The 23,980-nt window shown below is 71.4% G+C and carries 21 protein-coding genes and 2 pseudogenes; 7 read left to right on the top strand and 16 right to left on the bottom strand.

Annotated elements, in window-relative coordinates:
- Positions 1–21 precede the first annotated feature (21 nt).
- From OG819_RS26085 to OG819_RS26075, 3 genes are all read right to left on the bottom strand, one after another.
- A complete protein-coding gene (locus tag OG819_RS26085) occupies positions 22–648 on the bottom strand; it encodes a TetR/AcrR family transcriptional regulator (protein ID WP_168490237.1) in 627 nt (208 codons plus the stop codon).
- 60 nt (positions 649–708) lie between these two features.
- Positions 709–939 (bottom strand): YiaA/YiaB family inner membrane protein, encoded by a 231-nt coding sequence (locus tag OG819_RS26080; RefSeq protein WP_266623489.1) that lies wholly within the window; start codon positions 937–939, stop codon positions 709–711.
- Positions 940–1,034: 95 nt separating this feature from the next.
- Positions 1,035–2,222 carry an acyl-CoA dehydrogenase family protein gene (locus tag OG819_RS26075; RefSeq protein WP_266623490.1) on the bottom strand — a complete coding sequence of 396 codons (1,188 nt, stop codon included), beginning with the start codon at positions 2,220–2,222 and terminating at the stop codon, positions 1,035–1,037.
- A gap of 85 nt (positions 2,223–2,307) precedes the next feature.
- On the opposite strand from OG819_RS26075, the gene OG819_RS26070 reads away from it, so the two are divergent.
- The 3 genes from OG819_RS26070 to OG819_RS26060 all read left to right on the top strand — a co-directional run bounded on the left by OG819_RS26070 (position 2,308) and on the right by OG819_RS26060 (position 4,892).
- A complete protein-coding gene (locus tag OG819_RS26070; protein WP_266623492.1) occupies positions 2,308–2,949 on the top strand; it encodes a TetR/AcrR family transcriptional regulator in 642 nt (213 codons plus the stop codon).
- Between the two features lie 174 nt (positions 2,950–3,123).
- A complete protein-coding gene (locus OG819_RS26065; protein WP_266623494.1) occupies positions 3,124–3,849 on the top strand; it encodes a helix-turn-helix transcriptional regulator in 726 nt (241 codons plus the stop codon).
- A gap of 74 nt (positions 3,850–3,923) precedes the next feature.
- Complete coding sequence (locus OG819_RS26060) at positions 3,924–4,892, top strand: DMT family transporter (protein WP_266652851.1); 969 nt, start codon at positions 3,924–3,926, stop codon at positions 4,890–4,892.
- Here OG819_RS26060 and OG819_RS26055 read toward each other — a convergent pair.
- From OG819_RS26055 to OG819_RS26020, 8 genes are all read right to left on the bottom strand, one after another.
- On the bottom strand, positions 4,889–5,971 hold the full coding sequence (locus tag OG819_RS26055) for a Zn-dependent alcohol dehydrogenase (protein ID WP_266651292.1): 1,083 nt from the start codon (positions 5,969–5,971) through the stop codon (positions 4,889–4,891). The genes OG819_RS26060 and OG819_RS26055 overlap by 4 nt on opposite strands.
- Positions 5,972–6,041: 70 nt before the next feature.
- The gene (locus tag OG819_RS26050) at positions 6,042–7,430 is read right to left on the bottom strand and encodes an aldehyde dehydrogenase family protein (protein WP_266623497.1); all 1,389 of its coding nucleotides are present in this window, start codon (positions 7,428–7,430) and stop codon (positions 6,042–6,044) included.
- Positions 7,431–7,560: 130 nt separating this feature from the next.
- A complete protein-coding gene (locus OG819_RS26045; protein ID WP_266651291.1) occupies positions 7,561–8,904 on the bottom strand; it encodes an ABC transporter ATP-binding protein in 1,344 nt (447 codons plus the stop codon).
- Between the two features lie 194 nt (positions 8,905–9,098).
- Positions 9,099–10,373 carry an MFS transporter gene (locus OG819_RS26040; RefSeq protein ID WP_266651290.1) on the bottom strand — a complete coding sequence of 425 codons (1,275 nt, stop codon included), beginning with the start codon at positions 10,371–10,373 and terminating at the stop codon, positions 9,099–9,101.
- Between the two features lie 120 nt (positions 10,374–10,493).
- A complete protein-coding gene (locus OG819_RS26035) occupies positions 10,494–11,906 on the bottom strand; it encodes a citrate:proton symporter (RefSeq protein WP_266651289.1) in 1,413 nt (470 codons plus the stop codon).
- A gap of 154 nt (positions 11,907–12,060) precedes the next feature.
- Complete coding sequence (locus OG819_RS26030; protein ID WP_266651288.1) at positions 12,061–14,319, bottom strand: molybdopterin oxidoreductase family protein; 2,259 nt, start codon at positions 14,317–14,319, stop codon at positions 12,061–12,063.
- Positions 14,320–14,470: 151 nt separating this feature from the next.
- Positions 14,471–15,088: a TetR/AcrR family transcriptional regulator gene (locus OG819_RS26025; RefSeq protein WP_266651287.1), complete on the bottom strand. Its 618-nt coding sequence runs from the start codon at positions 15,086–15,088 to the stop codon at positions 14,471–14,473.
- On the bottom strand, positions 15,085–15,720 hold the full coding sequence (locus OG819_RS26020) for a nuclear transport factor 2 family protein (protein WP_266651286.1): 636 nt from the start codon (positions 15,718–15,720) through the stop codon (positions 15,085–15,087). The genes OG819_RS26025 and OG819_RS26020 overlap by 4 nt, the downstream gene beginning before the upstream one ends.
- A 201-nt stretch (positions 15,721–15,921) precedes the next feature.
- On the opposite strand from OG819_RS26020, the gene hmgA reads away from it, so the two are divergent.
- From hmgA to OG819_RS26005, 3 genes are read left to right on the top strand one after another with little or no spacing between them, the layout of a single operon-like run.
- Positions 15,922–17,262: a homogentisate 1,2-dioxygenase gene (gene hmgA / locus OG819_RS26015; protein ID WP_266651285.1), complete on the top strand. Its 1,341-nt coding sequence runs from the start codon at positions 15,922–15,924 to the stop codon at positions 17,260–17,262.
- A 28-nt stretch (positions 17,263–17,290) separates the two neighbouring features.
- Entirely contained in the window at positions 17,291–18,040 is a 750-nt protein-coding gene (locus tag OG819_RS26010) for a GntR family transcriptional regulator (RefSeq protein WP_266623509.1), read from the top strand.
- 41 nt (positions 18,041–18,081) lie between these two features.
- Positions 18,082–19,281 carry a type ISP restriction/modification enzyme gene (locus OG819_RS26005; RefSeq protein WP_266652849.1) on the top strand — a complete coding sequence of 400 codons (1,200 nt, stop codon included), beginning with the start codon at positions 18,082–18,084 and terminating at the stop codon, positions 19,279–19,281.
- 1 nt (position 19,282) lies between these two features.
- Here the strand turns inward: OG819_RS26005 and OG819_RS26000 are convergent.
- Positions 19,283–19,474, bottom strand: a pseudogene (locus tag OG819_RS26000) (TetR/AcrR family transcriptional regulator); the annotation flags it as partial.
- A gap of 60 nt (positions 19,475–19,534) precedes the next feature.
- Positions 19,535–20,758, bottom strand: a complete 1,224-nt coding sequence (locus tag OG819_RS25995; protein WP_266651284.1) for an RNA-guided endonuclease TnpB family protein — start codon at positions 20,756–20,758, stop codon at positions 19,535–19,537.
- Positions 20,759–21,093: 335 nt separating this feature from the next.
- On the opposite strand from OG819_RS25995, the pseudogene OG819_RS25990 reads away from it, so the two are divergent.
- Positions 21,094–21,591, top strand: a pseudogene (locus OG819_RS25990) (ABC transporter permease); the annotation flags it as partial.
- Between the two features lie 246 nt (positions 21,592–21,837).
- Here the strand turns inward: OG819_RS25990 and OG819_RS25985 are convergent.
- The 3 genes from OG819_RS25985 to OG819_RS25975 form a co-directional block, all read right to left on the bottom strand.
- Positions 21,838–22,107: a hypothetical protein gene (locus OG819_RS25985; protein WP_054231078.1), complete on the bottom strand. Its 270-nt coding sequence runs from the start codon at positions 22,105–22,107 to the stop codon at positions 21,838–21,840.
- Positions 22,108–22,222: 115 nt separating this feature from the next.
- Positions 22,223–23,047 (bottom strand): anti-sigma factor, encoded by an 825-nt coding sequence (locus OG819_RS25980; RefSeq protein ID WP_266623515.1) that lies wholly within the window; start codon positions 23,045–23,047, stop codon positions 22,223–22,225.
- A 184-nt stretch (positions 23,048–23,231) separates the two neighbouring features.
- Positions 23,232–23,774: a sigma-70 family RNA polymerase sigma factor gene (locus OG819_RS25975; protein ID WP_266623516.1), complete on the bottom strand. Its 543-nt coding sequence runs from the start codon at positions 23,772–23,774 to the stop codon at positions 23,232–23,234.
- Positions 23,775–23,980 lie beyond the last annotated feature (206 nt).

Here is a 23,980-nt window from a genome sequence, read left to right as displayed (position 1 = left end):
CCCCGCACGCGCCCGGGGCCGCTACTCCTTGGCCCCGACCATGCGCAGCACGAGGTCGGCGTAGAGCGCGCCGACCTCGTCGGGCGTACGAGGGCCGTCGACGTTGAACCAGCGGGCCACGTCGATGCAGAGTGAGAGCACGGCGAGCGTGGTGCCCGGCACGTCCGGCACGTCGAAGTCGCCCGCCGCCACACCGTCCTCGATGATGCCGCGCACGGCCGCGTCGGTCTGCCGCCGCAGCGCGACGATCTCCGCTCGCGCCTCGGGCCCGAGGGCTTCCAGCTCGTACTGCACGACCCGCGCGGTGGTGTGCTGCCCGGCATGCCACCGTACGAAGGACCGCACGGCGTCGGTGAGCCGCTCGGCGGCGCTGCCCCCGCCCTGTGCCGCGCCGCGCACGATGTCGAGCGCCTTGTCGTGACCGATCCGGCTGATGCGGTGGAGCAGCTCTTCCTTGGTCTTGTAGTGGATGTAGAGCGCGGCGGGGCTCATGCCCGCACGGCCCGCGATGTCCCGGGTCGTCGTCGCGTGGTAACCACGCTCGGCGAAGGCCTCCACGGCGGCGACGAGCAGCCGCCGGGCCGCGTCCGGGGTGACCTCGGCCCACGGCTGCATCTCGCCGCCGGCCGTCTCCTCCGCCGTACTCATCGCTGGTTCGCCCCTCTCGCTGACAGGAGGTACACCATACCGCCGAAGGTGAGCGAGCGCTTAGCGAGCCCGGTCGGCGCCCGCGTCCTGGCGGTCACGGATCACCTTGGCCAGCGTGAAGGCCGACGTCACCAGATAGAGGACGGCGATGGCCAGGAAGGCTCGCACCCAGGCGTCGGCGTGCAGCTTGTAGATGCCGACGGCGGTCGCCACCATGGCGAGGGAGAAGGACGCCACGGCCTGACCGTAGAAGGCCGCCGTGTTCTGGTGCTTGACGGGTGTCTCGTTCATGGGACCAGGGTCGGCGGACGCGACCGCCGTCACATCCGCCCACGTACTCAGTGCCGCGTGCGGGCGTACTCAGAAGACGCGGGCCCCGGTCGGCCTCAGAAGGCGGAAACCCCGGTCAGGGCACGCCCGATGACCAGCTTCTGTATCTGGCTGGTGCCCTCGTAGAGGGTCATCACGCGGGCGTCGCGCAGCAGTTTGCCGGCCGGGTACTCGTCGATGTAGCCGTAGCCGCCGAAGACCTGGAGGGCGTTGTTCGCGGCGCGCACGGCGGCCTCGGAGGCGAAGAGCTTGGCCTTCGAGGACTCCGTGGCGAAGGGCAGTCCGCGGTCGATGAGATCGGCGACCCGCCAGGTCAGCAGCCGTGCCGCGTCCACGTCGACGGCGATGTCGCTGATCAGTTCCTGGACGAGCTGGTGGTGCGCGATGGTCTTCCCGAACTGCTCCCGCTCGGTCGCGTACCGCACGGCGGCGTCCAGGGCCGCCTGGGCGATGCCGACGCACCCGGCGGCGACCGACATCCGCCCCTTGGCGAGAGCGGACATGGCCACGGAGAACCCCTTGCCCTCGGGCGCCAGCATGGCGCTCGCGGGTACGCGTACGTCCTCCAGGACGATTTCGGCGGTGGCCTGGCCGCGCAGGCCGAGCTTGCCGTGGATGGTGCGGCGGCTCAGGCCGGGGGTGTCGGTCGGCACGAGGAAGGCGGAGACGCCCTTGTGGCCGGGGGCGTCGGTGGAGCGGGCGAAGAGCAGGACGACGTCGGCCCAGGTCCCGTTGGTGATGAACATCTTGGTGCCGTTGATGACGTAGTCTCCCCCACTCTCGGCTCCGCTCGAGCGGGAGGGGCCCCCATCGTCGCGTACGGCCTTCGTCGAGAGGTTGCCCGCGTCCGAGCCGGTGCCGGGCTCGGTGAGGCCGAAGCAGCCCACGTACGCGCCGGAGGTCAGCCCCGGCAGCCACTGCCGCTTCTGCTCCTCGCTCCCCCAGTACGCGATGGTCTTGGCGACCAGACCGAGCGAGACGGAGACGATGCCGCGTACGGAGGAGTCACCGCGGCCCAGCTCCTCCGTCACGAGGCAGTACGCGAGGTGGTCGCCGCCGCTGCCGCCGTACTCCTCGTCGACGGTGAGCCCGAGGAAGCCGACCTCGCCGAGCTTCTTGACGAGCGAGCGGTCGACCTCCTCGGCGCGGTCCCACTCGACGACATGAGGGGCGATCTCGCGGTCCACGAAGTCCTTGGCGAGTTGCCGGACGGCGGTCTGCTCCTCGCTGAGCTCCAGGTTCATGACGGGTCACCCCATTTGAAAGCCGTACATTCGAAAAGCTAAATTAGCACTGCTAGTTTAAGTGCGCAGCCCTACTATGTGCGCCATGGCCCGACCGCGCAAGCCCCTCCTGAGCACCGACCGGATCGTCGAGACGGCACGGGCCCTGGTGGACACGGAGGGTCTGGCCGCCGTCTCCACGCGGCGGCTCGCCGCCGAACTGGGCGTGAGCGGGCCCTCCCTCTACAACCATTTCCGCACCAAGGACCAGATCCTGGAAGCGGTCGCGGACTCCGTGAGCGCGCAGGTCGACCTGTCGATGTTCGAGGACGGGCGGGACTGGCGTACCGCCCTGCACGACTGGGCCGTGTCCTACCGGGCGGCGCTGCGCGACCACCCGAACATCGTCCCGGTCCTCGCCCGCGGTCCCGGGCGCCGTCCCGCCGGGCTGCGGCTCGCGGACGCCGTCTTCGGCGCGATGGTCGACGCCGGGTGGCCACCGGCCCAGGCCACGTCGATCGGGGCGCTGATGCGGTACTTCATCATGGGGTCCGCGCTGGGTTCCTTCGCCGGGGGCTTCGTCGACGACGAGAACGCCTACGATCCCGCCGACTACCCCCACCTCGGACAGGCCCACCTGCTCGCCGAGCAGCAGGAGAAGGTGGACGAGCGGGCCTTCGAGGTGGGGCTCGGGGCGTTGCTGGACGGGTTGACGGAGCAGTTCGGAAGGGTGACGGGCGAGGGCTGACGGCGCCGGGGCGGGCGCGTTGGCTGCGGGGCGATGGGCCTCGTCCTCGAACTCCGGACGCGCTGGAGGCTTTCAGGGGCGCGGGGAACTGCGCGACCAGCCCCCACCGGCCCTCGGCCGAAGAACCCCCGCGGCCCGGAAACCGTTCGGCGCGGGCCGAACTGTGCGGGGCGGATGATGGGTGGCATGACGAGGTCGACGGATCCGGTCGCACCGCGCCTCGCGGCGCTGGCCGCGATGTTCGCGGACGAAACCCGCGCCACCTTCCTGCTCGCCCTGCTCGACGGCCGCGCCTGGACCGCCGGTGAACTGGCCAGGCACGCCCAGGTCGCCCCCTCGACGGCCAGCGAACACCTGGGCAAGCTGGTCGCCGGCGGCCTGCTCGCCGAGGAACGGCAGGGCCGACACCGCTACGTACGATTGGCAGACCCCCACGTCGCCCAGCTCGTCGAGGACCTCGCTGCCCAGATCGCCCCCGACACCACCCGACGCCCCCGCACCCTGCGGGAAGCCGGCACCGGCTCCGCGATGGCCCGCGCCCGCACGTGTTACGACCACCTCGCGGGCCGCCTCGGCATCACCCTCACCGACGCCCTCACCCACCGCGGGCTGCTCCGCCAGGACACCGGCTTCGCGCTCACGGACGCGGGCCTGCGCTGGTTCGACGAGGCCGGCATCGGCCTGGACCGCACCGGCCGGCGCCCCCTCACCCGCGCCTGCCTGGACTGGACCGAACGCCGCCCCCACCTCGCGGGCACCGCCGGCGCGGCCCTGTGCCGCCACGCCCTGGACGCCCGCTGGTGCGTACGTATCGGATCGGAGCGCGCGGTCAAGGTCACGCCGGACGGCGAGCGGGCCTTCGCGGAACTCCTGGGCATCGAGGCGACGACACTGCGCTGAGCCGACCGGCCCCACTGCGGCGTCCGAAAACCGCGAGCCCCCTCCCCCGTACCCCATCTAGCCTCGGGACCATGATGAACGCCACCCCACCCGTGTCCGCCCACCGCGCGGACCCGCTCGCCGCGGGCGCCGCGACCGTCACCGTCGTGCTGTGGGCCTCCGCCTTCGTTTCGATCCGCAGCGCGGGCGCGGCGTACTCGCCGGGCGCGCTGGCGCTCGGGCGGCTGCTGGCGGGATCCGTCGCGCTGGGCGCCATCTGTCTCGTACGCCGTGAGGGGTGGCCGCCGCGCGCGGCCTGGCGCGGGATCGCGATATCCGGCCTGCTCTGGTTCGGCTTCTACATGGTCGTCCTGAACTGGGGTGAGCAGCAGGTGGACGCCGGCACGGCGGCGCTGGTCGTGAACATCGGTCCGATCCTGATCGCGCTGCTCGGCTCCCGGCTGCTCGGCGACGCGATGCCGCCGCGGCTGCTGGCCGGTATGGCGGTGTCGTTCGCGGGGGCGGTCGCGGTGGGGCTGTCGATGTCCGGCGAGGGCGGCTCCTCGGTCCTCGGGGTGGTCCTGTGTCTGCTCGCCGCCGTCGGCTACGCCGCGGGGGTCGTCGCGCAGAAACCGGCGCTCGGACGGGCGAGCGCCCTCCAGGTGACCACGTTCGGCTGTCTGGTCGGGGCAGTGGTGTGCCTGCCGTTCGCGGGACAACTGGTCCACGACGTCGCCGACGCGCCCGTCTCCGCCACCCTCAACGTGCTCTACCTCGGCGTCTTCCCGACCGCGCTGGCGTTCACGACCTGGGCGTACGCGCTGGCCCGGACCACCGCGAGCCGTATGGGCGCGACGACCTACGCGGTGCCCGCGCTCGTCGTCGCGCTGTCCTGGCTGTTCCTGGGCGAGATACCGGGGCTGCTCACGCTGGCGGGTGGAACGCTGTGCCTGGCCGGGGTAGCGGTGTCCCGCTCCCGACCCCGGCCCAAGAAATTCAGCGGCGCGGGAGACCGCACGACCAGCCCCCACCCACCCGCGGACAACCACGCCACCCGGAGCTAGAACACCACCAACGCGCGCCCGCCCTTCCCTGCCACCATGTTCTCGAACGCCCCCGCGATCCCGTCCAGCCCGATCCGCTCGGTCACCAGCGTCCCCAGATCCAGCCGCCCCGCCCGAACATGCTCCGCCAGCACCGGCAGGTCCCGCGCCGGGTCGGAGTTGCCGTACACGCAGCCGGACAGCGTACGGCCCCAGTGGAAGATCTCCAGCGCGTTGAAGGTGACCTGCTGGTCCTTGCCGCCGATGCCGACGACCGTCGTACGGCCGCCGCGGCGAGTGGAGTCCCAGGCCGCGCGAATGGTCACCGCACGCCCTACGCACTCGACGGCGACATCGACACCCCGCTTCCCCGTGAGGGAGCGGATCTCACGGGCGGTGGCGTCGGAGGCGACGACATAGTCCGTGGCGCCCGCCTCGCGCGCCAGCGACTCCTTCTCCGGAGAGACGTCCACCGCGATGACCTGCGACGCGCCCGCGATCCGCGCCGCCTGGAGCGCCGCGAGCCCGACCCCGCCCGCCCCGAACACGGCGACGGTCTCACCCGCGTGGACCCGCGCCGAGTGGTGGACGGCACCGTACCCGGTGAGGACGGCGCAGCCGAGGAGGGCAGCATCGCTGAGGGGGACGCCGTCCGGGACGGGCAGTACGCACCCGGCGGCCACGACGGTCTCCTCGGCGAACGCGGCGACGTTCAGCCCGGGATGGAGATCGCTCCCGTCGCAGGCGCGCCGCGCGTACACGTCCCCCGCACCGGTCAGCGCGTTGGCGCACAGCCACACCTCGCCCAGTGAGCAGGCGTGGCAACTCCCGCATGAGGGCGCCCAGTTGAGGACAACTCCGTCGCCGGGCGCGATACCCGTCACGCCCTCCCCGACGGAGACGACGGTCCCGGCACCCTCGTGGCCGAGGACGGCGGGGACGGGTACCCGCATGGTGCCGTCGGACAGCGAGAGGTCGGAGTGACAGACCCCGGCGGCGGCCAGCCGGACGCGGACCTGGCCGGGACCGGGTGCCGGAAGGTCGATCTCGGCGATCTCCAGGGGAGCGCCCACGGCGGGAAGTACGGCAGCGCGAACCACGTAAAAGCTCCTCGGGTCCAGAACTCCGAAACTGACTGGAACTGACTGAGATGGAGTGGAGTGGAACGGGCTAGAACTGGAGGGACTTCGTCTGGAGGTACTCGGACAGGCCGTGCGCGCCCAGTTCCCGTCCGACCCCCGACTGCTTGTAACCGCCGAACGGGGCCCGGGGGTTGAACCGGCCGCCGTTGATGTCGACCTGGCCGGTGTCGAGCCGTCGTGCGAAGGCGACCGCCTCGGCCTCGTCGCCCGCCCACACCGCGCCCGCGAGCCCGTACACCGTGCCGTTGGCGATCCGGACGGCGTCCTCCTCGTCCTCGTACGGGATCATCGACAGCACCGGGCCGAAGATCTCCTCCTGCGCGATCGTCATCTCGGGGGTGACGTCCGCGAAGACGGTCGGCTGGACGAAATACCCCTGATCGCGCGGGGATCCGGGGCCGCCCGCGACGAGTCGGGCTCCTTCGGCGATGCCCTTCTCGATGTAACCGCGTACGCGTGCCCGCTGCTTGGCGTTGACGACCGGGCCGATGCGGTCCCCGTACTTCGCCGCGGCGGTCGCGGCGAGTTCGACCGCCGCTTCGTACTGGGCCGTGTGCACGAGCATGCGGGTCCAGGCGCTGCACGTCTGGCCGGAGTTGGACATCACGTTGGCGACGCCGACGTTGACGGCCTTGGCGAGGTCGGCGCTCGGCAGGATGACGTTGGCGGACTTGCCGCCGAGTTCGAGGGCGACCCGCTTGACCGCCGCACCGGCCGTCGCTCCGATCCGCCGTCCCACCGCCGTGGAGCCCGTGAAGGAGACCAGGTCCACGTCCGGGTGTTCGGCGAGGGCCTGGCCCGCGACCGGACCGAGGCCGGTGACGAGGTTGAAGACGCCGGCCGGGACGCCCGCCTCCGCGACCGCCTCGGCGAAGAGCTGGGCCGTGAGCGGGGTGTCCTCGGCGGGCTTCAGGACGACCGTGCAGCCGGCCGCGAGCGCGGGGGCGACCTTGGCGACGATCTGGTGCAGCGGGTAGTTCCAGGGCGTGATCGCGCCGACGACACCGACCGGTTCCTGGTAGACGGTCGAGTTGCCGACCTTCTCCTCGAAGGCGCACGTGGCCGCCAGTTCGGCGTACGAGCCCGCGACCAGGATCGGTACCGCCGCGTGCACCGACTGCGAGAAGGGCAGCGGGGAGCCGAGCTCCGCCGTGACCGTCTCGGCGATCTCGTCCTTGCGTGCGGCGAGGACGTCACGCAGGGCCCCGAGCCGCGCGGCCCGCTCGGCGGGTGGGGTCGCGGCCCATGCCGGGAAGGCGGCGCGGGCGGCCCGTACGGCGGCGTCGACGTCCTCGGCCGTGCCCGCCGGAACCCGGCCAAGGACCTGTTCGTCCACCGGGTTCACGACCTCGATCACGTCCGTCCCGGCGGCGGGGCGCCAGGCGCCGTCGATGTACATGCCGTCATGTGCCTTCATCGTGTTCCTCCCGGGCGGGGGCGCGTCGTCCACCTCGCGGCGTCGTCCACCTCGTAGCGTCGTCCGACCCACAAACTAGCGGTGTTAGTTTTCAGGCGCCAGACGTCTCCCGCGAGTCACCCTGCTCACCTCACTCGTCCAGGTCCGGCAGCCGCGCCGGAGCGGGGGAGATGCGTTCGCCGTGCTGGCCGAAGACGAACAGATGGGCGAGGTCGACGAGGAGCGGGACCTGCATCCCGTGGCGGAGGTCGAAGTCGGGGGTGGTGCGGACGACCAGGTCGCCGGGGAGGCGGCCGTCCGGCGGGATCTCGTCGTCGCGGGCGGGATCCGCGTCGGCGGGGTCGTCGAGGGCGACCACCGGCCCGGCGCGCAGAGCGGCCCGGCGGTCCCGGAGACGGGCCAGGAGCGAGCCCTCGCGGCGGCGGCGCCCGGCCGGGCGGACCGCGCGCGGCGCCTCGAGTTCCGGGACGAAGGCGGGCCGCGAGCCGGTGTTGAAGTGGACGAGCACCTCGTGCCCCTGGAACTCCACGTGCTCGACGAGTCCGCTGATCGCCACCTCGCCGGGCCGGGCCTCCGACGGCTTCGCCACGCGCACGGCCTCGGAGCGCAGCCCGACGATGACCTCACGGCCCTGCTGCACCCGCAGCAACCGCTGATCCACCGACCAGGGCTCGCGCAGCGGCAGATACTGCTTGCCGAGGCTGATCGTCATGGCCCCGTCGAGCGGGGCCCGCACCAGGCCGCGCAGCAGATTGATGCGCGGGGTGCCGATGAAGGCGGCGACGAAGACGTTCGCGGGCAGCGCGTAGACCGTACGGGGTGTGCCCAGTTGCTGCAGGACGCCGCCGCGCAGGACAGCGACCCGGTCGCCGAGGGACAGCGCTTCGGCCTGGTCGTGGGTGACGTACACCGTGGTGACGCCCAACTCCCTGGTGAGCGAGGCGATCTCGGCGCGCAGGTGGTTGCGGAGTTTGGCGTCGAGGTTGGAGAGCGGCTCGTCCATCAGGAAGGCGGAGGGGTGGCGGGCGATCGCACGGCCCATCGCCACGCGCTGGCGTTCGCCGCCCGACAACTGGTGGGGGAAACGGTCGAGGAGGTCCTCGATGCCGAGCATCCGGGCGGTGGCGTCGACGCGCGGACGCGGGTCCTCGCCGGGGGTCTCGATGCGTAACGGGAAGCCGATGTTGTCGCGGCCCGTCATGCTCGGATAGAGGGCGAAGTTCTGGAAGACCATCGCCATGTCCCGCTCGGACGGCGGGAGATCGCCCGCGTCCTCACCGTCGAGGCGCACCTCGCCCTCAGTGGCGTCCTCCAGACCGGCGATCATCCTCAGCACGGTCGACTTGCCGCAGCCGGAGGGTCCGAGCAGTACGAGGAACTCGCCCGGCCGGATGTCCAGCGACAGCCGTTCCACCACGCGAACACCGCGCGTGTACGACTTGCTGACCTGGTGCAGGGAGATGGCGCGTGTCATGAAGGGTGCCCCCGGGGGCTCACAGGGCGCTGTCGCTCCGCGGTCGGAACGCCCCGAGCGGGTCGCAAGGAACGTATGAGTCACGGAAGTTAACGGACCGCGACCGCCCGGGGGAAGACACCCGGCGCGATCCGGCGTGTCGCTCGCGGTCCGGTTCCCGCCCCTGTCCCGGTGCGGCGGAAACGGACGATCGCCTACCGGCCCGGCAGACGCTTCGGCTCACCCTCATCGGGCCTGTCGGGGGAAGGGCAGATGTCGCTCTTGCGACGCACGGGCACCCGGGGCCGTACGCGCCCGGCGGGCGCCTTCCTCGGCGAGCGCAGCGCGACCCCCGAGGACAGCACCAACAGCGCGCCCAGCATCACGAACGGCGCGGCCACGCCGGCGACCCCGGCGACCAGCCCCGCGGCGGCGGGGGCGGCCACCTGACCGACCCGGTTGCCGGTCAGCCGCAGGGCGAGGGCCGTGGAGCGGGCCTCGTCCGGGGCCGCCTGTACGACCGTCGTCATGGACAGCGGCTGGCCGACGCCCAGACAGAAGCCGAGGACCAGCAGCATCGCGGCCAGCGCCCACACCGGCACGGGCAGCGCGAGCCCCGCGCACAGCACACCCGCCACCAGACAGGTCGCGGTGAGCAGCGTCGCCCGGCCCAGCAGCCGCAGCATCGGCGTCATGACCAGCCGGCAGGCGATGGTCGCCGCCGCGCGCAGACTGAGCAGCAGACCGATCACGGACGGCGCGATGCCCCGGTGCTCGCCGACCACCGGCAGATACGCGGTCAGGATGTCCGTCGCGGACAGCACGGAGAGGCTGATGAGGATTCCGGCGGGTACGCCCCGGGCGCGCAGGATGCGATGTACCGGGACACGGTCGCCCTGAGCCGTACGGGACTCGGCGGGCCTGCGGTGTTCGATACGCCAGAGCGAGGTGAACGACACCGCGGCGACCGCACCCGCGACGAGCAGGGCCTGCGCGCTGCTGCCCGCCCTGTCCGAGCCCCCGATCAGGAAGCCCGCGACGATCGGTCCGACCAGCTGGCCCAGGGAGGCGCCGATGGTGAAATGGCCGAAGTTGCGGTCCTGCTCGTGCGGCGCGGACTGCCGGGCCACGATCGACTGGGCACCGATGACGAAACAGAGGTGGCCGAGGCCCATCACCCCGCTCCAGGCAGCCATCGCCCCCAGCGAGTCCGCCGTACCGCTGAGCGCGCAACCGCCCGCGATGAGGACGACCCCGACGGGCAGCAGCGGGGCACAACGGCCGTGGTCGGTACGGCGGCCCAGCGGCACGGCGGCGAAGAGGGGCAGCAGGGCGTACACACCGGCGATCACACCGATGGCACGTTCGTCCGCGCCCAGGGCAAGGGCCCGGTAGGAGACGGCGGGCCGGGCCATCGACACCGCCCCCTGCGCGAAGCTGAAGGCGATGACGAGGCGCAGCAGCCAGCCGCGGTTCCGACCGGGCCCCACGGGGACACCTCTCCATCCGATGACGGCTGACAGATGACGGATTTCAGAGAACAGGTGGCAGATGACGGATTTCAGATGACAGATAACAGATGACAGAAACTGTCAGCCGTCACCCGCCCGTCAGATGATGCCGAACAGGATCCCCGCCCCCAACACCACCACCGAAGTCAGCGCCGCCCACTTCACCACGAACCTGGTGTGGTCGCCGAATTCGACCTTCGCCATGCCGACGAGGACATACACGGCGGGCACCAGCGGGCTGGACATGTGCAGCGGCTGGCCGACGAGCGAGGCGCGGGCGATCTCCAGGGACGAGACTCCGTGTGCCTGGCCCGCTTCGGCGAGGACTGGGAGGACGCCGAAGTAGAAGCCGTCGTTCGACATGAAGTAGGTGAGCGGGATGCTCAGGACGCCGGTGACGAAGGCCATGTGCGGGCCCATGCCCGCGGGGATGTTGGAGACCAGCCACTTGGACATGTGGTCGACCATGCCGGTGCCCTGGAGGACGCCGGTGAAGACGGCGGCGGCGAAGACCATGCCGGAGACGTTCAGGACGTTCTCGGCGTGGGCGCCGAGGCGGGCCTTCTGGTCGGGCATGTGGGGGAAGTTGACGGTGAGCGCGAGCGCGGCGCCGAGCAGGAAGAGGACCGGGATCGGCAGCCACTCCATGATCATGGCGGTGAGCAGGGTGACCGTCAGGAGCGCGTTGAACCAGTAGAGCTTGGGGCGCAGGGTGGCGCGGTGGGGGTCGAGACCCTTGAAGTCGTCGTCCGCTTCGGGCAGCTTGGCGTCCGCGTCGGTGCCGGAGCCCGAACCACCCGCACGCGTCGCCTTCTTCGCGCCGTCACCGGAGGCGCTCGCACCCGCACCGACCAGCACCGTCTCGGTCTCCGGCTCCAGGACCTCGTCCAGCGTGAGGACGCCGAGCCGCTTGCGCTCACGGCGTCCGAGGACGTACGAGAGGGCGAAGACGGCGAGGAGACCGACGGCGAGGGCCGGGATCATCGGGACGAAGATGTCGCTGGCGTCGAGCTTCAGCGCGGTCGCGGCGCGGGCCGTGGGGCCGCCCCAGGGGAGCGTGTTCATGACGCCGTTGGCCATGGCGGCGACGCCGGTCATCACGACCAGGCTCATCTTGAGGCGCTTGTACAGCGGGTACATCGCCGAGACCGTGATCATGAAGGTGGTCGAGCCGTCGCCGTCGAGGGAGACGATCGCGGCGAGGAGCGCCGTGCCGACCACGATCCGCAGCGGGTCGGCCTTGCAGAACTTGAGGATCCCCCGGACGATCGGGTCGAAGAGACCGACGTCGATCATCACACCGAAGTAGACGATCGCGAACATCAGCATCGCCGCCGTGGGGGCGAGGCTGGTGACGCCGTCGATGACGTAGTCACCGAGCTTGGCGCCCTTTCCGACGAAGACACAGAAGAGTGCCGGGATCAGCACGAGCGCCGCGATCGGCGACATCTTCTTCAGCATGATCAGGACCAGGAAGGTCGCGATCATGGTGAAGCCGAGGATGGTCAGCATGAGTTGGATTACCTAACGTTCGCCCTTGAACTCCCACCAGGGACGGCGGTGCGATGACGTTAGGTCGCGCAAGATTGCGTTAACAAGATGTTGACACGCGAGCAATAAGCGCAAAACTCCAGGTCACAGGCTTGTCTCGGTGAGCGGAGGCCCGCTACGGGCATGCCGCGAGCTCCACGGGCACCCCGTTGAGCACCGCCGTGCCCGACAGCGGGTCGAGGAGCGAGCCGTCGAGGAGCTGGTTGACGTTCACACCCGGGTCCAGGGCCGCGTGGCTCATCCGGGTGCCGGGGCGGTCGTGGCCCCAGCCGTGCGGCAGGCTCACCACCCCGCGTCGTACGGCGTCCGTGACCTCGGCCGGGGCCACGACCTCTCCCCCGGCGCCCTTGACGCGCACGGCCGCCCCGTCGGCGAGGCCGAGGCGTGCGGCGTCCTCGGGGTGGATGTGCAGGGTGCAGCGGTTGGTGCCGCCGGTGAGGGCGGGGACGTTGTGCATCCAGCTGTTGTTGGAGCGCAGGTGACGGCGGCCGACGAGGACGATCGCCGCCGGACGCTCGCGCAGGGCGGCGCGCAGCCGGGGAAGATCGTCGGCAATCGGTGCGGGCAGCAGCTCGATCTTCCCGCTGCGCGTCTTCAGTGGCTGCGGCAGACGGGGGCGCAGCGGTCCGAGGTCGATGCCGTGCGGGTGGGCGAGCAGTTTCTCCAGGCTCAGGCCGTCGGGCCGGGCGCCGAAGCCCTCGCCGTAGGGGCCGAGGCGCAGCATCATGTCGAGCCTGCGTTCGGGTCCGTTCTCGCCGGTGAGCCGCGTGGCGAGTTCCTTCGGGTCGCGTTCGTGGACGGGTCCGTGCGGGTCCTGGACGGCCTTGCCGAGGGTGGAGTCGATGACCATGGCGTCCACGGCGGACGGGTCCGCGCCATGCATGCCGGTCGCGGCGAGCACCAGCCGGGCGAGGATCTCGGTCTCGGCCATGCGGCCCGGTTCGAGGGGGACGGCGGGGCGGTTGTAGCGGACCTGGTTGCGTACGGCGAGGGTGTTGAAGGCGAAGTCGTGGTGGGCGCTCTGGGAGGGCGGGGGCGGCGGCAGTACGACGTCCGCGTGGCGTGCGGTCTCGTTCAGGTAGGGGTCGACGCTGACCATGAAGTCGAGGGAGTCGAGGGCCTTGTCGAGGCGGTTGCCGTCGGGGGCCGACAGTACGGGGTTGCCGGCGATGGCGATGAGGGCGCGGACGGGGCTGCCCTCGGGTGTGGCGGTGTCGATCTCCTCGGCGAGTGCGGCGAGCGGAAGTTCGCCCTTGGCCTCGGGGTGGCGGCTCACCCGGCTGTGCCAGCGGCCGAGCGCGAAGCCGCGACCGGGTCCGGCGGGGCGGGGCGTCTTGTCGGTGGCGGCCTGTGGGAAGAGGGCGCCGCCGGGGCGGTCGAGGTTGCCGGTGAGGATGTTGAGGACGTCGACGAGCCAGCTGGCGAGGGTGCCGTGCGGGACGGTGCAGCTGCCGATGCGGCCGTAGACGGCGGCGGTGGGGGCGGCGGCGAGTTCGCGGGCGAGCGCCCGGATGGTGTCGGCGTCCACGTCGCAGGCCTCGCTCGCGGCCTCGGGAGTGAAGTCCCGTACGGCGGTGGCGAGTTCCTCGACGTCCTGGACGTGCGGGGCGAGGTCGCCGAGGTCGACGAGCTTCTCCTCGAAGAGGACGTATGTCATCGCGGCGAGCAGCAGGGCGTCGGTGCCGGGGCGGACGGTGACGTGGCGGTCGGCGAGTTTGGCCGTACGGGTGGTGCGCGGGTCGATGACCGTCAGGGTGCCGCCGCGGGCGCGCAGCGCCTTGAGCTTGCCGGGGAAGTCGGGGGCGGTGCACAGACTCCCGTTGGATTCCAGGGGGTTGGCGCCGATGAGGAGGAGGTGGTCGGTGTGGTCGAGGTCCGGGACCGGGATGGCGTTGGCGTCGCCGTAGAGCAGGCCGCTCGAGACGTGTTTGGGCATCTGGTCGAGCGTGGAGGCGGTGAAGACGCTGTGGGTGCGCAGTGCGGTGAGCAGGACGGTCGGGTAGAGGGCGCCGGCCATGGTGTGCACGTTCGGGTTGCCGAGGACGACGCCGAGGGCGTGCGGGCCATGCTGCTCGACGACTGGGCCGAGGCCCGCCGCGATCGCGTCGAAGGCCTCTTCCCAGGTGGCCTCGCGCAGTTCGCCGTCCGTGCGGACGAGGGGCGTGCGCAGCCGGTCGGGGTCGCCGTCGGCCGCGCCGAAGGAGGCGCCCTTCGGGCAGATGAACCCCTTGCTGAACACGTCTTCGCGGTCGCCGCGGGCGCCGGTGACCCGGGTGCCCTCGATGGTGAGCGTCAGCCCGCAGGTGGCCTCGCAGAGGGGGCAGACGCGTAGGGCGGTGCGGGAGTCGGGGGTGGTTCCGGACGTGCGGGACACGGGTCCTCCCGGAGGGCGGTGACGGCGGTGGCACACGGACTGGGCCGAGCATACCGACCGGTACGGATGGGAGGGAGGGCTTGAAGGGGGTGAGGTCGGAAAATCGCGTACCTCTCCCCGCGGTCCGCGCGCGCTCCAGGGGGTGAGCGGTTCAGTCCAGCACCCTGGCCAGGTACGCGCGCAGCAGCTCCCGTGCCTCCTCGATGATCCGCTCGTCCCCCTCCGGCGCGATCCGGAAGGCCAGGTGGACCAGGCTGTCGGCGGCCTCCACGGCGACCAGGAAGACGCGGCGCAGGTCCTCGTCGGGGGTGCGGTCGAGATAGTCGGAGAGGAGGTCGGTGAGGCGGTCGGCGACGCGGGTGTTGGGCTCGGCGTCGCGGGAGCCGACGGGTATCTGGTTGCCGAAGTCGACGAGGGAGAAGCCGGGGGCGGTGCGTTTCATGGCGAGGTACTCGTCGAGTACGGCGTCCATGGCGGCGCGCCAGCCTTGTGCCTCGGTCGCCCGGAGGCGTTCGGTGACGCGTTCGGTGTAGCGCTCGAGGTTGCGCTGGGCGAGCGCGTCGGCCATGGCGCGCTTGTTGCCGAAGAAGCGGTAGACGGAGCCGATGGGGACGCCCGCACGCTGGGCCACGGCCCGGGTGCTCAGGGCGTCGTAGCCGACCTCGTCGAGGAGGGCGGCACAGGCGTCGAGGATCCTGGTCAGTCGTTCGGCGCTGCGCCGCTGAACGGGCGCACGGCGCAGCGAGGTCGCTTGGGGCACAGGCTTCATGATGCCTGCCCGCCGGGATCCGGTGAACCTCCGATATCGGCACGGGCCGCGATGCCGCTTCCGCTCACCGCCGCTGCCGGTGTCGACATGGGGGGCGAGGTCGGTGTCGCGGACGGTATCGCGGACGATGTCGACGCGGCCCCGGAGGCGGTGATGTCCGCCGTGCTCTCGACGGGCTTGCCGCCGACGGCCCACGCGGTGCGGTCGTCCGCGTAGAGGCGCGCGGTGACGTGGTGGGTGCCGCGTGGGACCAGGTCGCCGGTGAGGTGGTACTCGGCGGTGCGCAGGGTGGCGAGGGTCCGGCCGTCCAGGGACAGCAGCGCGACGCCGCGGCCCGCCACGGCTTCCGCCTTCGCGGCGGCGGGCGAGAAGCGGAAGCGATGGACGGTCAGGCGTACGTCCCAGCCGTCGTCGGAGGCCGGCTGGACCTCGATGGAGACCTCGGGTGCGCTCTTCTTGTCGACCTCACGGTAATGACGTCCTTCTTTGTCCGTCTCGTCCAGGATCTTGCCCACGGGCGAGGGCGACACCGCGTCCCTCCGCTCGTGTGCGGCGCCGGTGCCGCAGCCCGCGGATCCGCCGAGCAGGGCGCAGACCGCGAGCGCGGCGAGCAGTCCACGCTTCCACGACATGCCGGGGAGATTAGAACAACGCTCTGACAGGCGGATCCCCCTGGAGTCGGGTTCTTGGGCCGTGCCGCCAGCCCTGGGGTGTACTCCGCACGGAGGTTCCGGCGCTTCGCGTGCGCCGGCCACACACATCGGCGTACCTCTTGCGCGCGAAAAACCTGAATCCTACGGTGAAGCATAGGAATCAGGCGCGAGGGAGCGATCATGAGCGGGGACGCGAGGAAGACGGCCGAGGGGCTGAGCTACCTCACCGGATTCGGCAACGAACACAGCTCGGAGGCGCTCCCCGGGGCGCTGCCGCACGGCCGCAACGCGCCGCAGCGCGCCCCCCTGGGGCTGTACGCGGAGCAGCTGAGCGGTACGGCGTTCACGGAGCCGAGGGCGCACAACCGGCGTTCGTGGCTGTACCGGATCCGTCCGTCGGCCGCGCACCCCGCGTTCACGCGCACGGACAACGGCGCGCTGCGTTCGGCGCCCTTCACGGAGACCGAGCCCGACCCGAACCGGCTGCGCTGGAACCCGCTGCCGGAGCCGGCGCGGGGCACGGACTTCCTCGCGGGTCTGTGGACGGTGGGCGGCAACGGCGACGTGACGCAGCGCACCGGCATGGCCGTGCACCTGTATCACGCCGATACCTCGATGGACCGTGTCTTCAGCGACGCCGACGGGGAGCTGCTGATCGTGCCGGAGCGCGGCGGGCTGTTGCTGCGGACCGAGTTCGGGCTGCTGCACGTGGAGCCGGGCGGGGTGGCGCTGATTCCCCGTGGGGTCCGCTTCCGGGTGGAGCTGCAGGACGACGCGTCCGACGGCGGGCAGAGCCCGGCCGCCCGCGGCTATGTCTGCGAGAACTACGGGGCGCCGTTCCGGCTGCCCGACCTCGGCCCGATCGGCGCCAACGGACTCGCCAACGCGCGGGACTTCCTCGCGCCCGTCGCCGCGTACGAGGATGTCGAGGGCCCGGTGGAGGTGGTCAACAAGTTCTGCGGCAACCTCTGGACGGCGACGTACGACCACTCGCCACTGGATGTCGTCGCCTGGCACGGCAACCATCTGCCGTACGTCTACGACCTGCGCCGATTCAATGTGATCGGCACAATCAGCTACGACCACCCGGACCCGTCGATCTTCACGGTGCTGACCTCGCCGAGCGACACCCCGGGTCTCGCCGGGGTCGACTTCGTGGTGTTCGCGCCGCGCTGGCTGGTGGGCGAGGACACCTTCCGGCCGCCGTACTTCCACCGGAACGTGATGAGCGAGTACATGGGGCTCATCGAGGGGGCGTACGACGCGAAGGCGGAAGGATTCGTCCCGGGGGGCGGTTCGCTGCACAACATGATGTCGGCGCACGGGCCGGACCGGGAGACCTTCGACCGGGCCAGCGCCGCCGAGCTGCGGCCGCAGAAGATCGACGACGGGCTGGCGTTCATGTTCGAGACCCGGTGGCCGGTGACCGCCACGGCGCAGGCGGCGCACGCGGAGCATCTGCAGCGCGGGTACGACGACGTGTGGCAGGGCCTCCAGCGGCACTTCGGCCCGTTGCACTGAGCGTCGGCGACCGGTACGGATATCCCTCGTGACCTCCTTCGCCCCGGACTCGATCGTCCTGAACCGCAAACTCCCGCTCTGGTATCAGGTGTCGCAGTCGCTGCGCGCCTCGATACTCGGGCGCTCGCCCCAGGACCCGCTGCGCCTGCCGACCGAGGAACGGCTGGCGGGCCACTACGGGGTGAGCGTGCTCACCATGCGGCAGGCGCTCAAGGAGCTGGAGGACGAGGGGCTGATCACCCGCCATCGACGGCGGGGCACGTTCATCGAGCCGAGCGCGCAACGGGGCGCTCCGGTGCGGCTGCTGGGCTCGGTGGACACGATCGTCGCGCAGCAGTCGGGCATGACGACCGAGCTGCTGGACCACGGGTCCGTGCCGGTACCGGCGGAACTCGCCGAGCACTTCCCGGATCTGGCCGAGGTGGGAACGTACCACCGGCTGCGTGGCGACGAGAAGACCGGTGAGCCGACGAACCACGCGCGCAACTACGTCCGTCCCGAACTGGCCGCACGGATCGACCCGCAGGACCTGGTGCGCTGGCCCATGACCAAGGTGCTGCGGGACGTGGTGGGGGTGCGCATCAGCAGGATCACCGACACGGTGGAGGCGCGGCTCGCGGATCCCGAGACGGCCCGGCTGCTCCAGGTGCCGCTGCTCAGCCCGATCCTGCACTACACGGGCATCGTGCACGGCGAGGACGGCCGCGCCCTGGACGTGGCCCGCATCCACTACCGCGGTGACCGCTTCTCCTTCACGGTCACCCTCGACGCCCACTGACGATGGCGTACCAGGACGGCGCGCACCGCCCACGTCGTACGATGCCGGGCGTGACGCACGACGACGCTCCGCTGCTCGCGGACCTCATGCCGTGGTCCGTCGCACCGCCGAGGCTGGGCCGGGGGTGGCCGACGGCGCCGGACCCCGCGTCCCTGAAGGCGCGCTGGGACGCGCTGTTGAAGGCCGAGGGGCAGGGCCGCGAGGCGCTGTTCGGCCCGACGCGGTCGCGCACGACGCACTCGGCCGTCGGGCAACTGCCCGGGCAGTCCAGTGGGACGGTCCGGCTGGAGCGGGAGTCGGGGCCCTGTCCCGAGCCGGTGCGCGTCCTGCACGGCCCGTTCGACGAGCAGTGGCTGATTCCGGACCACCGGCTGATCGACGCGGCGCGCCCCGAGTTGTGGCGGGTGGCCGACGAGCGGCAGGTGTTCGCGGTGGAGCAGACGGTGGCGGCGGAGGCGGCGGGGCCGGTGCTGCTGGCCGCGTCCGTGCTGCCGCTGAGCGCGGGCCGCGGCGGCCGCGTGCGCCCCCTCTACCGCCGCCCCGGGGGCCTCGAACCGAACCTGGCGCCCGGACTGTCGGAGCACCTCGGCACCCGCCTCGGCCACTCCCCCGATCCCGTCGACGTCCTCGCCTGGACGGTCGCGGTCGCGCGGTCCGGCCGGGACGGATGTGCCGTCCCGCTCACCGCCGACCCGCACACGTGGGCGCAGGGTGTCGGGCTGGGGCGCCGGATGCTGTGGCTGATGCGCCGCGACGGCGAACGTCCCAAGCTCCCCGGCGGCCGCCGCCCTTACGTTCGCGCCCCGCTCCCGGCACGCCCCCTCGACGTGCGCTACGACCGTGACGAGGAGGCCCTCCACCTCGACGAGGGCCGTATCTCGCCCGTGCCGCCGGAGTCCTGGGACTTCGAGGTGGGCGGAGTGCGCGTCCTGGAGCAGTGGTTCGCGGCCAGGACCGAGCCGGCCGAACCGGTCGAGCCGGGCTCCCTGGAGGCGATCCGGCCCGCCGGCTGGCCGCAGGCCTGGACGTCCGAGCTCCTGGAACTGATCACGGTGCTGGCGCTGCTCGCGGAACTGCGCCCTCAGTTGGCCGAGGTGACGATCGACTCGCCGATCACGCGGACCGAGCTGCGCGAGGCGGGCGTGCTGCCGGTTCCGGAGGCGGCGCAGCGGCCCGCGTCCGTCCTCGACCACCACGAAGAGGGCCCGGAGGGGCAGTTCGCGCTGATCTGGCCCCGTTGACCTAACCCTTTGGTTCGAACGCGTCCAGCACCCGCCCGAGCGCCCGCCCGAACATCGCCTCCAGGTCGATCGGCCCCGCGTCCTCCGTGAAGGCGGCCGCCATGCGCGGATACGCGCCCGTCGCGATCCGGCTCGTGCCGTACGACGCGTCCAGCGGGTCGAGGGCAGATGGCAGACGGAGACAGTGCTCCAGTTGACTTGCTCCTCGGGCTGAAGCCCGAGGATTCTGGCCTTCTCGTCCGTTGCTGTGCCGCTACGCGGCACGGGGTTCGGGCGGGAATCCGTGGCTTCCTGTTTCTTCGCGCTGTGCCGGGACGAGTCCTGGTCTTACCGGCGCTCCGCAGGCTGTCACCGCCAGTCCGGCGGCCGATCTGACGTTCTTCGCGGCATTGTGGTCCCGGTCATGGACGGTGCCGCAGGCCGTGCAGGTCCATTCCCGGATGTTCAGGGGCTTGGGTCCGTCTTTGACACCGCAGGCCGAGCAGGTCTGGGAGGTCGGCTCGAACCGGCCGATCCTGACCAGCCTCCGCCCGTACCGGGCGGCCTTGTACTCCAGCATGTGCACGAACGCCGACCATCCGGCGTCATGGACGCTCCTGGCCAGCCTGGTACGCGCGAGTGCTTTGACCGCCAGGTCCTCCACGCCGATCGCTTGGTTCTCGCGGATCAGCTGAGTGGAGAGCTGGTGGTGGAACTCGCGGCGGGCATCGGCCACCTTCGCGTGTGCGCGGGCGACCTTCAGACGGGCCTTCTCCCGGTTCTTCGATCCCTTCTGCTTGCGGGACAGCTCCCGCTGGGCCTTCTTCAGTTTCTTCTCCGCCCGGCGCAGAAACCGAGGGGAGTCGATCTTCGTCCCGTCGGAGAGGACGGCGAAGTGGGTCAGGCCCAGGTCGATGCCGACGCTCTGGTCGGTGCCGGGCATCCGGGCGGAGTCCGCGGCCGGGTCGGTGTCGACGACGAACGAGGCGAAGTACCGTCCGGCCGCGTCCTTGACCACGGTGACCGAGGAGGGCTGCGTGGGCAGGGTGCGGGACCACTTCACCTTCACCGCACCGATCTTCGGAAGGTTCAACCTCCCGGAACCGGTGACCGACCAGCGCGCATTGGCCGTGAACCGGATCGACTGACGGCTGTCCTTGCGGGACTTGAACCGGGGCACACCACTCTTCGCCCCCTTGCGCTCGCCCTTGAGGGATGCGAAGAAGTTCCGGTACGCGGCCTCCGCATCGCGCAGGGACTGCTGGAGGACGACGGCGGAGACCTCGCCCAGCCAGGACCGCTCGGGTGTCTGCTTGGCCTGGGTGATCAGCTTCCGGGACAGCACACCCGCCGCGGGGAAGGCTGCGCCCGCCCTGCGGGCTTCCTCGCGGGCACGCACGGCATCGTTGTACACGACGCGGGCACACCCGAACGCCCTGGCCAGCGCGCTACGCTGGCCGGGATCCGGGTACAGCCTGAAGGCATACCGAAGCTGCATGCGGTGATCGTACGAACGAGCGCCGCCCGCTACCAGAGGGAACGTATGAACGGTCGATACCCCCCTTGAACCAGGGGGAGCAGAACGGGCCGAACGGGAGAGGCCTTGCCCGGCTTCGCCGGATCGGGCCCCGTGACGCTCCGCGTCGGCCGTGGTGACGCCTGCGCTCTCCTGCTCCGCCAGACAGCATCCGTGACGCTCCGCGCCACCTTCACAGATTCACTTCACCACCGGCCTGAAGGACTCTGCTGAGGAATGCGCGATTCGGGCCGATGCACTGCGAATGAATCCCCCGGTAGCGCAGGGCGTTGGGGCTGAAGCCGTAGACCGGGGACATGAGCCGGGCCGCCGTGCCGCTCGGGCAGGCGCTCGCTGACCTCGTGGTCACCGCCGTGGGCACGGTGCCGCTGATACTGGTCGGGCTGGCCGTGGGCTGGCGGATCGAGGGATCGGCCCTCCGGGCGGTGGCCGGCGTCGGGCTCCTGCTGCTGTTCCGGTTCGCGACGACATGGATCGGCATCGTGCTGGGGCTCGCCTCACGGAGCGAGGAGGCGGCCGGGCAACTGGGCGGCGCGACGTTCATCCTGCCGCTGCTGTCCAACGCGTACATCCCCACCGACAACCTGCCGGGCTGGCTGCGCACGGTGGCCGAGTGGAATCCGATCAGCGCGGTGACCACGGCGCTGCGGGACCTCTTCGGGAACGCGCCGGTCCCAGGCGAGGGGGCCTGGCCGGTGACGCATCCGGTGGCCGGGGCGCTGACCTGGTGCGCCGTCATCCTCGCGGTGTTCGTGCCACTCGCCGTGCGCCGGTACGCGACCGGCGAGCGATGACACCAACAGGCGTTCGGGAAAGCGGGGTTGACAACGGCGGGGGCTGGGAGGAGGGGATGCCGAGAGCCGTCGCGCGCCGCCGGGTGGGGACGAGGCGCACGAAAGAGTGAACGGGGGTGTACCCGCGCTCGGGAAGCACACCGGGGCGCCGCTGCGCGCCGTGGGGATGACGGGCGGCGAGAGCGCAGCGCTTACGCCAGGGCGGTGTGGTCGCCTGAGCGCGGGTTCGAGTACCGCGCGACCGTACTAGTGGCCGCCGAACAGCGAACGACGCAGTCGTTTCAGAGGGGCGAAGAGCGAGACCCGCCGTACGCGCGCGCCCCTCCCGCTGCTGTCGTGCGCGGTGTCACGCGCGGTGAGCTCACGCATCAGCGAGGTCGCCTCGGCCGTCTCGCGCTGCGGGACGGCAGGGCCACCCAGCACCGCCAGATGACGGTCGAGGCGCGAACTGGTCGCGCTGCTCCCGCAGGTGATCGCAGGGACACGTGCCCTGCTGCGCACTGTTATCTGTTCCATGTCTCTCCCCACCCGTACGAGTCCACCCGGCCCGGGCAGGCTAACCCTATCGCTCCCTCGTGGCACTCGTGTATCGCGGTGGCAGGATTCACCTTCCCCGTAAGGGTGTTGACGGTTACTCTCCGAATCCAACCGATTTCAGGGCGAGTTGCGCAACTGGCGAGGTAGTGGGCTGTGTCGAGCCGCCCTGCGGCTCGACGGTGACAGCGAGTGACGTGGCGTTCATATTCAGTCCGTCGGCCATCAAGGGCGTGTCTCCCTCGAAGAGCCCCAGGGAGCGCGGTTGCACGTTGGGGCGCATGAGCCACAACTGATGCACGCGCCCCCCCGATGGAGTGCCGAGTCCGCTCAGGGTCACGACGGCTCGCCGCTCCGATGCGGAGGCGACCACTCCGATTCCGCGGCCCTGTGCGTCCCGGTCGCTCGTCGCCCGGGCGTCGGGGGCGGCCAGAACGTGGGCGATCTCACGCGCCTGGGCCCGTTCCTGATCCAGCTTGTCCTGGGTCTGTGTCGCCTGGACGGCGAAGAGGGACGCCACGACGAGCGCCGCGGCGGCGGTGGCGGTGGAGAGCGGGGCGAGCAGCGACCGGAAGCGCGGGGTCCGGCCGCGCGCGGGCCCGTGCGCGGCGCGCCCACGGGGCACCCCGTTCGGCAACGCCTGCGACGGGTGGGCGGGGTGCGACGGGTCCGGCGCCTCTTGAGGAGTCGTGCGTACGGCGGTCAGGACCCGCTCGCGCAGGGCGGCCGGGGCGGGGGCCGTCGTGGACCAGGCGAGCCGCACCGCGTCCTCGCCCAGCTCCCGCACCTCGGCCTCGCACCGGAGGCAGCCCTGCAGATGGCGCTCGAAGCGGCGGCGTTCGTCGGGTTCCAGCGCGTCGAGGGCGTAGGGGGCGGCGAGCGAGTGCAGATCGCGACGCAGCAGACGGTCGAGGACGCTCATACGGCGCCTCCCAGTGGGTGCGGGGCGCTGCTGGGCAGTTCCAGGGCGCGGATACGGGGGTGTCGGGAGCCGGGGAGAAGGCGCCTCGGACGTGGAACACGGACCTGGCGGCCGAACTCGGGAACCGGGGCGGGGGCCTGACGACCCGGCACGCCGTCCCCGTGGCGCGGTGTCCGGCGCGCGCTCATGCCGCACCTCCCAGGCAGTGGCGCAGGCGTGTCAGGCCGTCGCGCATACGTGTCTTGACCGTGCCGAGCGGCAGGGACAGACGTTCGGCGACTTCGCGGTAGGTGTAGCCGTCGTAGTAGGCGAGGGTGACGGACTGCCGTTGCAGGGTGGTGAGCCGCTCCAGGCAGCGGCGTACCCACTCGCGTTCGAGCCCGGCCTCCACCTCCTCGGCGACCTGGTCGAAGGCGGGGTGATGGGCGCGCTGCCCCTCGCGCTGCTCGCGCTCGGTGGCCGCGCGGGCGCTGCGGACGCGGTCGACGGCCCGGCGGTGGGCAAGGGTGAGGATCCAGGACAGGGCGGTGCCCCGGCCGGGGTCGAACCGCGCGGCGGAGCGCCAGAGTTCGAGCAGCACCTCCTGGGCCACCTCCTCCGACTGGGCCGCGTCCCGCACCACACGGCGCACGAGCCCGAACACGGGCCCGGACACCTGTCCGTACAGCTCCTCGAATGCCTTCTGGTCGCCTCCGGCCACGAGCACCAGAAGTTCGTCCGCCTCCACTCGTCCCCCCTCTCCGGCCGCTCGCGGCCTGTCCCTACGCCTACATGTTCGCAGCGCGAGCTCACTCGGATGGGTTACGGATCAGGACGGGCAAAAAACGGGTCGGTTGCCAAAGAGTGATGAGAGGTCAGTGAGAGCGCCGTGAAAGAAACCTCGCCTGTCGGTGAAACGAGCCGCGAAACCCGCCGTAAGAACGTTTGGGATTC

The sequence above is a fragment of the Streptomyces sp. NBC_01549 genome (assembly GCF_026339955.1).
In the GTDB taxonomy this organism is placed as follows: domain Bacteria; phylum Actinomycetota; class Actinomycetes; order Streptomycetales; family Streptomycetaceae; genus Streptomyces.
The sequence above is the reverse complement of the archived record's forward strand: the minus strand, read 5'-3'. Positions and strand labels throughout refer to the sequence as shown.